This window comes from Streptomyces aureocirculatus (assembly GCF_000720475.1).
GTDB lineage: Bacteria > Actinomycetota > Actinomycetes > Streptomycetales > Streptomycetaceae > Streptomyces > Streptomyces aureocirculatus.
The window spans coordinates 111,745-125,846 of the sequence record NZ_JOAP01000012.1; the positions used below are offsets into that span (position 1 = coordinate 111,745).

The 14,102-nt window shown below is 70.2% G+C and carries 13 protein-coding genes and 1 pseudogene; 1 reads left to right on the forward strand and 13 read right to left on the reverse strand.

Annotation, left to right across the window (positions count from 1 at the left end; translation table 11 throughout):
* Positions 1-82: 82 nt before the first annotated feature.
* The 3 genes from IG78_RS0113750 to IG78_RS0113760 form a co-directional block, all read right to left on the reverse strand.
* Positions 83-820, reverse strand: a complete 738-nt coding sequence (locus IG78_RS0113750; RefSeq protein WP_030562725.1) for an aggregation-promoting factor C-terminal-like domain-containing protein — start codon at positions 818-820, stop codon at positions 83-85.
* Between the two features lie 418 nt (positions 821-1,238).
* Complete coding sequence (phoH2, locus tag IG78_RS0113755; protein ID WP_030562727.1) at positions 1,239-2,561, reverse strand: RNA 5'-3' helicase PhoH2; 1,323 nt, start codon at positions 2,559-2,561, stop codon at positions 1,239-1,241.
* Positions 2,562-2,858: 297 nt separating this feature from the next.
* A complete protein-coding gene (locus IG78_RS0113760) occupies positions 2,859-3,620 on the reverse strand; it encodes an isoprenyl transferase (RefSeq protein WP_030562729.1) in 762 nt (253 codons plus the stop codon).
* 389 nt (positions 3,621-4,009) lie between these two features.
* On the opposite strand from IG78_RS0113760, the gene mgrA reads away from it, so the two are divergent.
* Positions 4,010-5,047 (forward strand): L-glyceraldehyde 3-phosphate reductase, encoded by a 1,038-nt coding sequence (gene mgrA / locus IG78_RS0113765; protein ID WP_030562731.1) that lies wholly within the window; start codon positions 4,010-4,012, stop codon positions 5,045-5,047.
* 1,132 nt (positions 5,048-6,179) lie between these two features.
* Here the strand turns inward: mgrA and IG78_RS0113770 are convergent.
* From IG78_RS0113770 to IG78_RS0113815, 10 genes and pseudogenes are all read right to left on the reverse strand, one after another.
* Positions 6,180-6,545 (reverse strand): annotated as a pseudogene (locus IG78_RS0113770) (winged helix-turn-helix transcriptional regulator); the annotation flags it as partial.
* A 90-nt stretch (positions 6,546-6,635) separates the two neighbouring features.
* Entirely contained in the window at positions 6,636-7,415 is a 780-nt protein-coding gene (locus IG78_RS0113775; RefSeq protein WP_030562735.1) for a class I SAM-dependent methyltransferase, read from the reverse strand.
* Positions 7,416-7,711: 296 nt separating this feature from the next.
* Complete coding sequence (locus IG78_RS0113780; RefSeq protein ID WP_030562737.1) at positions 7,712-8,398, reverse strand: OmpA family protein; 687 nt, start codon at positions 8,396-8,398, stop codon at positions 7,712-7,714.
* Between the two features lie 3 nt (positions 8,399-8,401).
* A complete protein-coding gene (locus IG78_RS0113785; RefSeq protein WP_030562739.1) occupies positions 8,402-9,010 on the reverse strand; it encodes a hypothetical protein in 609 nt (202 codons plus the stop codon).
* Between the two features lie 32 nt (positions 9,011-9,042).
* The gene (locus IG78_RS51285; RefSeq protein WP_225882083.1) at positions 9,043-9,660 is read right to left on the reverse strand and encodes a pilus assembly protein TadG-related protein; all 618 of its coding nucleotides are present in this window, start codon (positions 9,658-9,660) and stop codon (positions 9,043-9,045) included.
* Positions 9,657-9,845: a hypothetical protein gene (locus IG78_RS51290; RefSeq protein WP_030562743.1), complete on the reverse strand. Its 189-nt coding sequence runs from the start codon at positions 9,843-9,845 to the stop codon at positions 9,657-9,659. Before IG78_RS51290 ends, IG78_RS51285 begins: the two co-directional genes overlap by 4 nt.
* A gap of 267 nt (positions 9,846-10,112) precedes the next feature.
* Positions 10,113-11,003, reverse strand: a complete 891-nt coding sequence (locus IG78_RS0113800) for a DUF5936 domain-containing protein (RefSeq protein WP_030562745.1) — start codon at positions 11,001-11,003, stop codon at positions 10,113-10,115.
* Between the two features lie 7 nt (positions 11,004-11,010).
* Positions 11,011-11,958: a type II secretion system F family protein gene (locus tag IG78_RS0113805; RefSeq protein ID WP_030562746.1), complete on the reverse strand. Its 948-nt coding sequence runs from the start codon at positions 11,956-11,958 to the stop codon at positions 11,011-11,013.
* Positions 11,958-13,298, reverse strand: a complete 1,341-nt coding sequence (locus IG78_RS0113810) for a TadA family conjugal transfer-associated ATPase (protein WP_030562748.1) — start codon at positions 13,296-13,298, stop codon at positions 11,958-11,960. Before IG78_RS0113810 ends, IG78_RS0113805 begins: the two co-directional genes overlap by 1 nt.
* Positions 13,299-13,302: 4 nt before the next feature.
* Positions 13,303-13,686 carry a TadE/TadG family type IV pilus assembly protein gene (locus IG78_RS0113815; RefSeq protein ID WP_051852606.1) on the reverse strand — a complete coding sequence of 128 codons (384 nt, stop codon included), beginning with the start codon at positions 13,684-13,686 and terminating at the stop codon, positions 13,303-13,305.
* Between the last annotated feature and the right edge of the window lie 416 nt (positions 13,687-14,102).

The following is a 14,102-nucleotide window of genomic DNA, read 5'->3' on the forward strand; positions in this document are numbered from 1 at the left end:
GAACTGTTCGGACCGACCGTACACGGGCGGAACCCCCCACCGTAGGCCGGTGAGGGGTTCCTGAAGGCCCAGCGCAAGCACCTCAGTAATAGTGGTTGGCCTGCCAGAAGTCCCAAGCGCCGCAGGGGCTGCCGTAGCGCTCGTTCATGTAGCCCAGGCCCCACTTGATCTGCGTGGCCGGATTCGTCCGCCAGTCGGCGCCCGCCGATGACATCTTCGAGGCGGGCAGCGCCTGGACGAGGCCGTAGGCGCCGGAAGAGGCGTTGGTGGCCTTGTAGTTCCAGGTCGACTCGTGGTTCACGATGTTGCTGAAGCACTGGAACTGGCCGCCGGGCACCATCTGTCGCGCCATCGCCTGGACCTGCGAGACGGAGTAGGAGCTCTGCGGCGCGAAGTCGGAGGCGTCGCGGGAGGACGAGCGGCTGGCCGTGTTCTTGGCCTCCTTCTCGCGCTCCTTCTTCTCCTTGGCCTTCTTCGCGGCGGCTTCCTTCTCGGCCTTCTCGGCCTTCTCGGCTGCCTGCTGCTTGGCGACGGCGTCCTTGGCCGCCTGCTTGCGGGCGGACTCCGCCGCGGACTTCTTCGCGGCCGTGTCGGCGGCCATCGCCTGGGCGTCCGCCTGCTGCGCCACGGACGTGGTCTGCACCTGGGCGTGCCGACCCGCGGGTATGTCTGCGAGGAGAGTCGCGTCGCTTGCCGTGGCCTCGATGTCGTTCGAGTTCGAGGACTGGGTGTCGCCCGAGGCAACACCCACTACGGCGCCGACGGTGGTGACCGCGGTGGCCGACGCCACTGCGAATCCCCGGACCGAGATCCGGCTCACACGGTTTCCTTCCAGCATCGCCCGCATAGGTGACCCCGCGGACGCAATCGTGCCCCTGGCGCTGGCCTCCGCTGGGTACATCGGTCACGGGAGGCGCGGGCCCGGTGGACAACTCCTGGGACAGGAGCGCCGCTTGGTGCTCGGGCGGCATACGGCAACCACTATGAAGTTCTGTTGTTCTGTACCGCTGGGGGTACAGGAGTGCCGTATGCGGGGCCTGACAGGACCCAGACTCTGCCGTAGCGAGACGCCGGGAGGCAATTCTGCGTTGCGTGGGAAAGCTCACACCTCGTTTGCCCCACGAGTTTTACGGAAACACCGACACACCAAGGCGCCGCCCGGCTAGGCTCACTCGCTTCGCCGGACGGCGCCAACTACCGCACAACGGTGCCGAACTCGACCAGGGGCCTCAGACCCGTCAGATCTGCACGTCCTCCAGCATTTCGGTCACGAGCGCCGCGATCTGCGACCTCTCGGACCGCGTGAGGGTGACGTGTGCGAAGAGCGGATGCCCCTTCAGCTTCTCGATGACGGCGACCACTCCGTCGTACCGGCCCACCCTGAGGTTGTCGCGCTGGGCGACGTCATGGGTCAGTACGACACGCGAATTCGCCCCGATCCTGGACAGAACGGTCAACAGAACGTTCCGCTCCAGGGATTGGGCCTCGTCCACGATGACGAACGCGTCGTGCAGCGAGCGGCCGCGGATGTGGGTCAGCGGCAGGACCTCCAGCATGCCGCGGGCCGAGACCTCCTCGATGACCTCCTTGCCGGCCACGGCCCCGAGGGTGTCGAAGACGGCCTGCGCCCAGGGCCCCATCTTCTCGGCCTCGGTGCCCGGCAGATAGCCGAGCTCCTGCCCGCCCACCGCGTACAGCGGCCGGAAGACCATCACCTTCTGGTGCTGGCGCCGCTCCAGGACCGCTTCGAGGCCCGCGCACAGCGCGAGCGCCGACTTGCCGGTGCCCGCGCGGCCGCCCATCGACATGATGCCGACGTCGGGGTCGAGGAGCAGATCGAGGGCGATGCGCTGCTCGGCGCTGCGGCCCTTGAGGCCGAATGCCTCACGGTCGCCGCGCACGAGACGCACATTGCCCTCGGGGCTGATGCGGCCGAGCGCCTTCCCCCGCTCGGACTGGATGGTCAGGCCCGTGTGCACGGGCAGGTCCACGACCTCGGGGACGTACAGCGTCTCCGTCTCGAAGAGAAGGTCGACCTGTTCCGCCGAAAGAGTCAGCTCGGACATCCCGGTCCAGCCGGAGGCGTCCGTGATGGCGAGCTCCGCGCGGTACTCCTCGGCGAGGAGGCCGACGGACGACGCCTTGATCCTCAGTGGCAGGTCCTTGGAGACGACCGTGACGTCGTACCCCTCCGCCTGGAGGTTGCGGGCCACGGCGAGGATGCGCGAGTCGTTGTCGCCCAGGCGGTAACCGGCAGGGAGCACGCCGGGGTCGGAGTGGTTGAGCTCGACGCGCAGCGTGCCGCCCAGATCGCCGGTCGGAATCGGCGCGTCCAGGCGCCCGAAGCGGATCCGGCAGTCGTCGAGCAGGCGCAGCGCCTGCCGGGCGAAGTAGCCGAGCTCGGGGTGGTGCCGCTTGGCCTCAAGCTCTGTCACCACGACGATCGGCAGCACGACTTCGTGCTCGTCGAAGCGGGACAGGGCGTTCGGGTCGGCGAGCAGAACGCTGGTGTCGAGAACATAGGTGCGCCGGCCTTGCTGGCGCTTTGTGCTGGTCACCACGGAAGGACGTACCCCCTCGGATGAGGTCGGGGAGCGACGGAGGGAACTGGGCCGGTGTCTGGCCACCCTGCGCGGGCCGTGCACCGGCCCTCCCTGTCGTCCGCGCTCGGCGCGCGGTCGTCCTGGTGCAAAGGGCCTCCCGGGCGGACGGCCCCGTGCCGTCCGCTGAGATACGGCGTCCGTGAATCGGGCGCCGACCTGCAAGGGGTATTCCCTCGAACAAGCGCGGCCATGCCATGGCATATGACGGCGCGTTGGTTAACTCCTGGTTACCGCGACCTCGTCAGGGCTTTCGGGTCATCCGCCGTAACGGCGGTGCCGCGCCGCGTAATCACGCAGGGCACGCAGGAAGTCGACTTTTCGGAAGGCCGGCCAGAAGACTTCGCAGAAGTAGTACTCGGAGTGGGCGGACTGCCAGAGCATGAAGCCGGAGAGCCGCTGTTCCCCACTCGTACGGATCACCAGATCGGGGTCGGGCTGCCCACTCGTATAAAGGTGCTTGGAGATCTGTTCGACGTCGACGCTCTCGGCGATGTCCTCGATGGACGTGCCGCGCTCGGCGTGGTCGAGCAGCAGGGAGCGGACGGCGTCGGCGATCTCCTGGCGGCCGCCGTAGCCCACCGCGACGTTGACCAGTATTCCGGTGCGGGTGTGCGTGGCCTGCTCGGCCTCCTTGAGCACGGCCTGGGTGCGGGAGGGAAGCAGGTCGAGGGCGCCGACGTGGTGGACGCGCCAGCGGCCGTCGTCGACGAGGCTGCGGACGGTGTCCTCGATGATGCCGAGGAGCGGGACCAGCTCCTCCTCGGGGCGGTCGAAGTTGTCCGTGGACAGCATCCACAGCGTGACGACCTCGACGTCGGTCTCGGCGCACCAGCCGAGGAACTCCTCGATCTTGTACGCGCCCGCCTGGTGGCCCTGGGCGGTGGTGCCTCCCGAGGCCTTCGCCCAGCGGCGGTTGCCGTCGAGGATGACGCCGATGTGCTTGGGCACCTGGTCGTGGTCGAGGCGGCCTTCCACCCGGCGTGCGTAAAGTCCGTACACCAGGTCGCGCAAGCTCACGGAATTCCACCTCTCACAAAGTTGACCGCTGCCGCGGGGGCCGGCCTGCCGGGGGTCCGGGGGCGTGCGGACCTGCCCCCGGGGACACCGGGAGACACACCACAGGTGTCGGTCCCTGCGCACGGACGGCAGTCCCCGAAGGCGAAAGCGTACCGCTGCCGGAGGGGGCCCGTTCCCCATGTGCCGGGCGGGTGGGGGCGGCGCCCGCGCTCGGCCGCTGTACGCGTGCGCCGTACGCGGACGCCGCGTTCAGGCACCGCGCGCGGGCGCCGTACTCAGGCCTCGCACTCGGCGGCCGTATGCAGCCGCCGTACTCAGAGGCGCTCAGGAGCCGTTCGCGGAACCGTTCGCGGAGCCGTTCGCGGAGCCGCTGAAGTAGCTTCGTCGTCATGAACGACACCTCCGCGTACCGCGCAGCAACGGATCGTTACGACTCCATGGAGTACCGGCGCAGTGGCCGCAGTGGTCTGCAACTGCCCGCCGTCTCCCTCGGCCTGTGGCACAACTTCGGTGACGACCGCACCCTCGACTCCCAGCGCGCCATCCTGCGCCGCGCCTTCGACCTGGGCGTCACGCACTTCGACCTGGCGAACAACTACGGTCCGCCGCCCGGCAGCGCGGAGCTGAACTTCGGCAAGCTCTTCGCCGACGACTTCGCGCCGTACCGCGACGAGCTGGTCATCTCCACCAAGGCGGGCTACCTCATGCACCCCGGCCCGTACGGCGAGTGGGGCTCACGGAAGTACCTGCTGTCCTCCCTGGACGCCTCCCTGGAGCGCATGGGCCTGGACTACGTCGACATCTTCTACTCGCACCGCTTCGACCCGGACACCCCGCTCGAGGAGACGATGGGCGCGCTCGCGTCCGCGGTCCAGCAGGGCAAGGCGCTGTACGTCGGTGTCTCCTCGTACACCAGCGAGCAGACCGCTGAGGCGGCGCGCCTGCTGCGTGAGATGGGTGTACGGCCGCTCATCCACCAGCCCTCGTACTCGATGATCAACCGCTGGACCGAGGACGACGGCCTGCTCGACACGCTGGAGGCGGCGGGCATGGGCTGCATCTCCTTCGTGCCGCTGGCCCAGGGCCTGCTCACGAACAAGTACCTGAAGGGCATCCCCGAGGGTTCGCGCGCGACGCAGGGCAAGTCCCTGGACCCGGACCTGCTCAACGAGGAGGTCGTGCGCCGTCTCAATGGCCTGAACGACATCGCCGCCCGGCGGGGCCAGTCGCTGGCGCAACTGGCTTTGAACTGGGTGCTCCGCGACGAGCGCATGACGTCGGCGCTCATCGGCGCGTCCAGCGTGCAGCAGCTTGAGGAGAACGTGGCGGCGCTCGCGGGTCCGAAGCTGACGGATGCGGAGCTTGCGGAGATCGACACGTTCGCGGTGTCGACGCCGGGGACGAACATCTGGGCCGGCCGGGGCTGACGCCCTCGCCTTCCCCGCCCTGCCGGCCGGGGCCTCGTCCGTTCCGCCTGGTGGGGCGGTGCGGGGGCCCGGGCGGGGGTGCGGTGTGGGGGCTGGCTGGGGCACGGCGTGGGGGGCGGCTGGGCTGCCGTTGCGAGGTGGGCGCGGGTGGGTGCGCGTGGGCACAAAAAAACGGGCCGGTCCGTGGGGGGGGGGAGACGGACCGGCCCGAGGGGGGGTTTCCACCATAACCCTTCGTAAGTGGTTCGGGGTGCATCGGCGTGCCACAACTACGCTCCGGAATCGCTCGGCGACTGACCGGCCCTGTCCTCCCACCGGATTTCGGCCCTCACGGCGGGATCCGACCGCAGTGGCCGATACTCCTGAAGGGTGACGGGTGCGCGGGGCGCGGCCTTGACGCCGACACCGCCACGAGGCGCCGCCGCCCCGGCGCCGGGGGGTACGCAGGGCCGCGCAGCCCCCTCCACTGCGCGGCACCACCCGCGCAGCTTTGCTGGCGCGAATTAGCGTTGGTCTGAACTTAGGGGAACGGGGCGGGGGAATCGAGCCACGGGAGATAACGATCCCGCTAAGTGGGGGCGGGGGCTGCTCACGGGAGCTGCGGGGGCTGCTTTCGGGGAGCGGCAAGGGCTGCTTCGGGGAGGCGCGTGCGGGGCTGCCTTCGGGAGTGGCGAGGGCTGCCCCTCCCGGAAGCCGCGAGGACTGCCCCCGGGGGAGTGGCGAGGACCGTCCTTCGGGAGCCGCCGCGAGGACTGCTCTTACGGAAGCCGCGAGTCGGGAGCCGCCGCGAGGACTGCTCTTACGGGAGCCGCGAGGACTGCCCTCCGGGAGCCGCCGCGAGCTCTGGCTCTCAGGAAGCCGCCGCGAGCCCTGGCTCTCAGGAAGCCGCGAGCCCTGGGTCTCAGGGAGCCGTCTTGCCGCCGAGCGCAGCCACGCCCGAGCCGCCGCGGGCGCCGCGCGCCGCCGCGGGGCGCGGAACGACCCGCGCGGCTCCGACGACTCGCCGCGCGGGCCCGCCCCCGCTCGGCTGCTCCGCCACGGCCCGTGCCTGCCCCCGCGCCCGGTCCTGCTCCGCCTCCCCCGCCCTCTTCGCCTGCTCCAACTGCTTCGCCTGCTTCGCCTTCTCAGCTTTGGCGGCCTGCTCCGCGGCTGTCCTCTCGGCCTGCCGGGCGACGAGCTGCTCCATGTTCTTTTCGCCCCAGAGGCCGAGGGGCCCCAGCGCCGCGTTCAGGGACTGGCCGAGGTCGCTGAGGGAGTACTCGACGCGGGGCGGCACCTCTCGGTACACCTCGCGGTGGACGATCCCGTCGGCCTCCATCTCGCGAAGCTGCTGGATCAGCACCTTCTCGCTAACGCCGGGCACGCGCCGCCGCAGCTCACCGAAGCGGAGCGTCCGGCCCGCGTAGAGCGCCCACAGGATCAGGGGTTTCCACTTCCCGCCGACGACGTCGACGGCCGCGTCCAGGCCACAGACGTACGGCCCCTTGCCCTTGGCCATGTCCAACTCCTCGTCCCCGTAGTGCCCCTGCCGGGACACTCACCTCCAACAACAAACGGACGACACCCCCGCGGAATTCCTCCGCCACGCCTACCGCTTACGGGCGTCGAAGAGATGCCGGGTGCTGTGGGCGACGAACGCCCCCTCGTCCTGGATCTTCTGATGCAGTTCGCGCAGTTGGGGGCGGTGGGCGTCGACGGTGAAGCCGGGCACCATCCACACGACCTTGCGGAGGAAGTGGACGACGGCGCCGATGTCGAGGAACTCCATGCGGAGCCGCTCGGCGCGCAGTTCGACGACGTCGAGCCCGGCGGCCTCGGCGGCCCTGCGCTCCCCCTCGGGATCCCGGGCGCCCCTGACGTCCGCGGGCTGCTCGCCGAGGAAGAACTCGACGAGCTCGAAGACGCTGGCGGGCCCGACGTGCTGGGCGAAGTAGGTACCGCCGGGCTGTAGGACACGGGCGATCTCGTCGAAGTGCGGGGTGACCGGGTGCCGACTCGTCACGAGGTCGAAGGCCGCGTCGGCGAAGGGCAACGGCGCGTCCTCGGGCGAGGCCACGACGACCACCCCGCGGGGCCGCAGCAGGGCGGTGGCCTTGGCGACGTTCGGGGGCCAGCCCTCGGTCGCGACGGCGAGGGGCGGCAGGACGGGCGCGGAGCCGAGCACCTCCCCGCCCCCGGTCTGGATGTCGAGTGAGGCGCAGGACCGCCCGAGCCGCTCCCCCATGGCCCGCGCGTACCCCCACGAGGGCCGCGCCTCGGTGGCCCGCCCCTCGAACCACGAGAAGTCCCACCCTTCGGTGGGCGCGGCTTCCGCTTCGGCGACGAGGGCGTCGAAGTCGTGGGGGCGGCGGCCGGGGGCGATGCTCATGGGGCGATCCTACGAAGCCAACCGCTTCGTCGCCTCCGGATATCGCCTCACCCTTGTCGCCTCCGGATGTCGGCTCGCCCCCGTCGCCTCCGGGTATCACTTCACCGGCGTCAAGGACGCTCCGCTTCGTGGGCGAGGGCCGTCTGGATCAGTTGGTGGCGGTCCGGGTACGTCCAGGCGAGCGGCCCGCGACAGGCGCCTTCGGCGCTACCGGCGAGCGGCCGGACCGCGACGGCCCCGGAGGCGTGCCCAGGCCTGGAGCGCCGCGGCGGTCCGAGCGTTCGCCGGCATCTGCTTCAGGCCGACGACTCCTCCACTCCCCCTCCACCATCCCCCACGCCGGCAGTCGGCCCCCCACCCCGCGGGAACGACACCTCCACCCGCCGGTTCTTCTTGCGGCCCTCCTCCGAGCCGTTGTCCGCGATCGGGTAGTCCTCGCTGTAGCCGCGTACGGAGTACGTGACCTGCGGGCCCAGGTGGGAAGCCAGCTCGTCGTGGACCGCCTCGGCGCGGTCCTTCGACAGCTTCTTGCCGTGGCTGTACGAGCCCAGGTTGTCCGTGAAGCCGAAGACGCGTACGTCCGTCGCCTTCTGCGCCTTCGCCTCGTCGGCGATCGCCTTGATGCGGGCGCTCGCCTCCGGGTTCAGCTTGGGGCTGTCCTTGGGGAAGAGGACCTCCGCCTGCAGCGCGAACTTCACGTCCGTGTTGGTGTCCTCACGGCGTTCCGCCCCTCCCATGTCCTCCACCACGGACTTGATGTCCAGGACCTTGGCGGGCGCGAGGGTGGCGCCGTCGGCCAGCTTGAGACCCGGGCTGTTGGAGTCGACCTCGGGGGGTGGGGAGGTGGTGGTGCTGCCTGGGGGTGCGCTGGGGTCTTCTTCGTCGGCCCAGGCGGGGGTGGTGGGGGCCAGGAGGAGGAGGGCGGTGAGGGTGCCTGCTGTGGCGGTCGCCAGGGAGCGGGAGCGGGAGCGGGAGCGGGTCATGGTTCACTCGCCCTCGGAGATCTCGATGGGGGCGGGGGGCATCGCGCCGACCTGGAAGGTCACCTCGCTCGTCCCCTCGGGCGGGGCGGGGAACTGTGCGTACCAGTCGTTGGTCTGGCCGGGTTTGACGCCTCCGGTGAACTTGGTGCACAGGCAGCGGCCTTCAGTGTCACGCAACACCAGGTAACGCTTCTTGCCCTTGCCGTCGACGAGGTTGGCGCCTGCCACGGAGGATCCGTTCTTATTGAGCTCGCGTTCTTCGCCGCGCCAGTTGGCCGCGGTGAAGAACCGGCTGCCGTTGTTCGTGACCGTGCCGGAGACCGTGACGAAGCCACCTTCGTCCCGCGTGGCCGACTTGACCGTCAGCGTGATGCTTTCCTCGCCCTTCACCTCGGACAGCACTTCGTCGGAAGGCTGGGACTGCTGCTCCTCCGGCTCCTTCTCGTCACCTCCCTGACCATTCTCGGTGGCGCCCGACGACGTGTTCTCCTTCTTGGAGTCGTCGCCCCCGTCATCACCGCCGCCGCAACCGGCCACCGCGAGGACCAGCCCAGTCGTGATCGCCGCCGCGGTCATTGCCCTGCGGGTCTTCTTGGTACGCCGAAGTGTCATCGCTACGGCTTCCTTTTCTCGTTGCTCGCTAGTCAGTCGGCCAGGTGTACGGAGAAGAGCGTCGACGCGTCCGGGAGGTCCCCAAGTTCGAAGTCGTCCGGGTCGATCTCAATGGGGGCCTCATCGCCGTCGCAGGTGAACCCCACTGCCTGTTCGGGGTCGGACGACTCAGCCAATTCGCAACGGGGCTTGATGACGGCGGTCGCGTCGGCTTTTGCGTGCTGGCTCTCCGTTCCCGGGAGGATCGAGTCGCCGACGGTGTAGTCCGTCGTCACTTCCACGTCGAAGCCGGGGTACCCGTTCACTTCCGCCCCACTGAAGCCACTGACGTGCGCGTCGTTCTCGGCGGCAAGAGCGTCCGCCGCCGCCTCGGCGCTCTCACCGGTGAACATGTCGCCCGCGAGCCAGTTCAGCCAGTCGTCGCCCTCGCCCGCTTCGATCGCCGTACCCAACCCCTCGACCAGCTCGTCGCGGGCGTCCTGCGCGGCCGCCAGGGCCGCGGCGTCCGCCGCTGACTGCGCCCCGTTACGGGCGGAAGCCGCTTGCGCGAAGGCGAAGAACGCGAGAGAGACAAAAAGGATGATTCCTGTGAGCCAGATGTAGAGCGGGAGTGTTCCGCCCCTGTCGCTGCGGAGACCGTGGCGCCTCAGCCACCGACGACGTCGGACACGGCGTCCTGGATGGCTCCGGAAATCTGCCCGTCCAGCCCCAGGCCGTCGATGAGGACGAAGATCCCGGCGATCAGGATCATCAACCCCGCGTACTCCACAAACCCCGCGCCCCGATCCTTCTGCGCGCCCCGGACGCGTGCTCCGAGCTCCACCGTCCACTTCACCCACGCCCCCAGCAAGCGTTCCTTCAGCACGACGGACGACCTTTCTCTCCCACCCGATACCGCGACCTTCACCGACGCCGCTGTTCTCATGGGCAACGTACGCGACAACACGTATGTCGGCAGCAACTCTGCGCGACCGATGCGGCTTCAGGTACGCCCGATGCGCAAGTTGGCGAGTTCCCTTCCCCTTCCGCAACGCCACCATGCACCTCCCTGAGCCCTGCCGCCATGTGTTCCGCCGGATGTCACCCGCCGTCGTGCGGCGGCTCATTTCCCCAGAATCGAACCGAAGTCGGAACCGGACCCGAGGAACATGCCGGACGCGATGAGGATCATCGTGGCCGGGAGCATGAAGACGAGCGTCACCATCGTCGCCTTGGGGATCGTCTTCGCGGCGCGGCGGCGAGAATTCTGGGCGTCCGTACGGCGCATGTCGGTCGCGAGTTGGATCAGGGTCTCGGCGATCGGGGAGCCGAGTTCCTCGCCCTGTTGGAGGGCGGAGACGAACTGGGCCACCTGTTCGGAGGAGTTGCGTTTGCGCAGCTCGTCGAAGGCCTGGCGGCGGCTGACGCCCATGTCCATCTGGCGGAGTGTGATGCGAAGTTCGTCCGCCCAGGGCCCCTCGTACTTCTCCGCGACGCGGTCGAGGGCCTGCCGGAAGCCGAGTCCCGCGGACACGACGACGGCCAGGACGTCGAGGAAGTCGGGAAGCGTACGGTCGATGACCTCGCGGCGTTCGCGGATCGCCTGCCAGATCAGGGCGTCCGCGGCCACCGCCCCGAAGACGAAGGTCATGGCCGCGAACAGCGGTTGGCCGTTGGTGAGGAAGATCAGGCCCAGGACGAGGCCGAAGGCCCCGTACACCGCTCGGCGGGCCGCGTAGCGGTCGATGGTGAGGCCGCCCGGGTTGCCCGCCATGTCGATACGGCGGCGCTTGGCGGTGACCCGGCCGGGGCCCATCAGGCGCAGTACGAGTGGCGCGAAACGCATGCCCAGGCGGTCCACCGCGCCACCCGCCACCGAGACGCGGGACGCCCCGACCTCCAGGGCCACCGCGAGGTCGGCAGGGAGCTTCGCCTCGGCGCGGTACATGCGGATGCCCTGGGCGGCGCCGGCCACGGCGAGGCCCATCAGGGCGGCGAGCAGGAGTGCGGTCATGGGGCGCTCACACCTCGATCTTTCCCAGACGCCTGATCACGAAGAACCCCACCGCGTAGAGGCCCAGCGAGATCAGGATGAGGGTCTGGCCCAAGGGCGAGCCCGTCACGCGCTCCAGGGCGCCCTCGTTCGAGGAGTTGATCAACAGCAGGGAGCCAAGGCCGAGGAGCGGGACCGTGAAAGCCGTCGCGTGGACCTCCGACAGCATCGTGCGGACCTCCCGCCGGGTCTCCTTGCGGTCCTCCAGGGTCTGGGTGAGGTTGCGCAGCGAGTTCACCACCGAGCCGCCTGCCTTGTTGGACAGGACCAGGGTGGTCACAAGCACTATCAGTTCCCTGGAGGGGAGGCGCTGGGCCAGTTCCTCCAGCGTGTCGTCGATGGAGCGGCCGACGGTCAGTTGGCGGGCGACGTGGGAGAGTTCCTCGCCCGCGGGGGCTTCGAGTTCCTCCGCGGCCATCGCGAGCGAGGTGCGCAGGGCGAGGCCCGCCGCCGTGGCGTTGGCGAGGATGCGGGCCACGTCGGGGAGCTGGTTGATGAACGCCTCGATGCGTTTCTGCCGCTGCCAGTTGAGGAAGATGACGGCGCTCCATACGGCCACGACTCCGGCGATGGGGCCGAAGAAGGGGGCCAGGGACGCGGCCGCTATCAGCCACAGCGCCGCTACGACCGCCATGACGTACGTGAAGAACTCGCCGGGCGTCAGGTCCAGGCCCGTCGCGGAGAGACGCAGTTGCAGCTCGCGGCCCAGGCGGGTGCGGCGCAGTCGGCGGTCGACCGCCGTGAAGCGGCGCGCCCGGCCGCCCTCCAGGGCGGGGCGGGCACCGCCATCGGCTGCCAGGCGGTTCTCCAGCGCCTGGCGCTGGGCGCGCCCGGACGCGTACGTCTGGAGTCCGGCGACGGCCAGCGTGCCGGTGAGGAGCGTGGCGCCGAGCGCGAGCAGCGTGGGGTTGTTCATCAGCCGGTGGCTTCCCTCGTGTTCAGTACGTCGATGGCCTCGGCGACGCCGTACGCGGGTGGCGCCGGCTCCCCCGCCACGTACAGCCGCTCGGCGACGGGCCGTGGCAGCGGCAGGTGCTCGAAGTAGCCGTGGACGACGCGGTCCGGGCCCGCGGGGCGCGGTACGAAGCGGGTGACGGGTGCGATGCGGAACTGCTGGCGGCCGTGGCTGACCAGGAGCACGATCTCGGCGACCTTGCGGGAGCCGTCCGCGTGCCGGGCGAGTTGGACGACCACGTCCACGGCGGAGTTGATCTGGTCGCGCAGGGCCTCGAAGGGGACCTGGACCTCCGACATGGAGCCGAGGGTCTGGAGCCTCGTCAGGGCGTCCTCCGCCGTGTTCGCGTGGACCGTCGCGAGGGAGCCGTCGTGGCCCGTGGACATGGCCTGGAGCATGTCGAGGGTCTCGCCGCCGCGGACCTCGCCGACGATGATGCGGTCGGGGCGCATGCGCAGCGAGTTCCTGACCAGGTCGCGGATCGTTATCTGGCCCTTGCCCTCGACGTTCGGGGGCCGGGATTCGAGCCGGATCACATGGTCCTGCTGGAGCTGGAGTTCCGCGGAGTCCTCGATGGTGATGATGCGTTCGTGGGCGGGGAGGAGTCCCGAGAGGGCGTTGAGCAGGGTCGTCTTGCCGGAGCCGGTGCCGCCGCTGACGATGATGTTGAAGCGGGCGCGTACGAAGGCGGCGAGCAGCATCAGCATGTGTTCGTCGAGCGAGCCGAGGCCGATGAGTTCGGGGAGCGTGTACGCGCGCGGGAAGCGGCGGATGGTGAGGGTCGCGCCGGTGAGGGCGAGCGGCGGGATGATGACGTTGACGCGTTCACCGGTGGGCAGGCGGGCGTCGACCATGGGGTTGGACTCGTCGACGCGGCGGTTCACGGTGGAGACGATGCGTTCGATCGTCTGCATGAGCTGGTCCTCGGAGGCGAAGCGGAGGGGGAGCTGCTCCACCCGTCCGGCCCGCTCCACGAAGATCGACTCGGGGCCGTTGACCATGATCTCCGTGATGGAGGCGTCGGCGAGCAGCGGTTCGAGCACGCCGAGTCCGAGGGCCTCGTCGACGACGCGGCGGACCAGGTGGGCGCGCTCAGCGGAGGAGAGGACCGGGCCCTCGCGGCTGATGATGTGGTTGAGCACGCGCTCCAGGCGCAGGCGGCGGTCGGGCGCCGCGAGCGACGACATCTCGGCGAGGTCGATCTCTTCGAGCAGCTTCGCGCGGTACGTGGCCACGAGGCTGTCGTCGCGGTTGGGGGTGGTGGTTTCGGCGGGCGACGCGATGCGGGCTCGCAGACTCATGGGGTCAGCCTCCTGTCCCGGGGCCCATGTCGGGGCCGGGGCCTGTGCCGGGGTCGCCCGGGGCGCCGGTGTCGTCGTTGGGCATCGTCGCGGACTTCTCGACGGTCCAGTCGGTGTCGACGAAGGGAAGCAGGGTGGGGACCTGGACGGTGACGGTGGCGGTCGTCGTCTCACCGCTGCCGTCGCCGACGATGACGTCCGCTGCGAGCCCGTCGTCCATGGCGGCGTGCCCGGCGGCCTCCCCGCCGCCCTCCCCCTGCGAGGCGACACGGGCCGCGGCGCGGGCACCGGACCCCGCCTGGTTCGCGGCGTAGCCGACGAGGCCGAGCTGGATGGCGGCGAGGCCGATGAGGAGGAGGATGGGGAGGAACCCGGCGAACTCCAGCATGGAGACGCCGGCGTCGTCGTAACGGCGCCGCCGGGGTTCCCTGCGGGGGGCTGCCGGTGGCGGGGGTGTGTGCCGACGGGTGCTCCTGCGGAGGACTGCCGGTGCCAGAGGTGCGTGCCGACGGGGGCTCCTGCGGAGGACTGCCGGTGCCAGAGGCGCGTGCCGACGGGGGCTCCTGCGGAGGACTGCCGGTGACAGAGGCGCGTGCCGACGGGGGCTCCTGCCGAGAGCTGCCGGTGCCAGGAGTGCGTGCCGACGGGTGCTCCTGCGGACGCGGAGGAGGAGTGCCGGTCCACGGGATGTATGCCCCCGGCCCGCCTCACGACGCGGGATGACGGGCGGGCGGGTGGGAGACCCGCCGCGAAGCGGCGGAAGGCGGCGCCCCCGAACAGGGAGCACCCCGCGCCGTGCCCACC

Excerpts from the sequence above, each read along its gene's own strand:
- mgrA (WP_030562731.1), top strand. The coding sequence starts at position 4,010 with ATGAACGACACCTCCGCGTACCGCGCAGCAACGGATCGTTACGACTCC.
- IG78_RS0113815 (WP_051852606.1), bottom strand. The coding sequence starts at position 13,686 with ATGCTGGAGTTCGCCGGGTTCCTCCCCATCCTCCTCCTCATCGGCCTC.
- IG78_RS0113805 (WP_030562746.1), bottom strand. The coding sequence starts at position 11,958 with ATGAACAACCCCACGCTGCTCGCGCTCGGCGCCACGCTCCTCACCGGC.
- IG78_RS0113810 (WP_030562748.1), bottom strand. The coding sequence starts at position 13,298 with ATGAGTCTGCGAGCCCGCATCGCGTCGCCCGCCGAAACCACCACCCCC.
- IG78_RS0113780 (WP_030562737.1), bottom strand. The coding sequence starts at position 8,398 with ATGACCCGCTCCCGCTCCCGCTCCCGCTCCCTGGCGACCGCCACAGCA.
- IG78_RS0113775 (WP_030562735.1), bottom strand. The coding sequence starts at position 7,415 with ATGAGCATCGCCCCCGGCCGCCGCCCCCACGACTTCGACGCCCTCGTC.
- IG78_RS0113800 (WP_030562745.1), bottom strand. The coding sequence starts at position 11,003 with ATGACCGCACTCCTGCTCGCCGCCCTGATGGGCCTCGCCGTGGCCGGC.
- IG78_RS0113785 (WP_030562739.1), bottom strand. The coding sequence starts at position 9,010 with ATGACACTTCGGCGTACCAAGAAGACCCGCAGGGCAATGACCGCGGCG.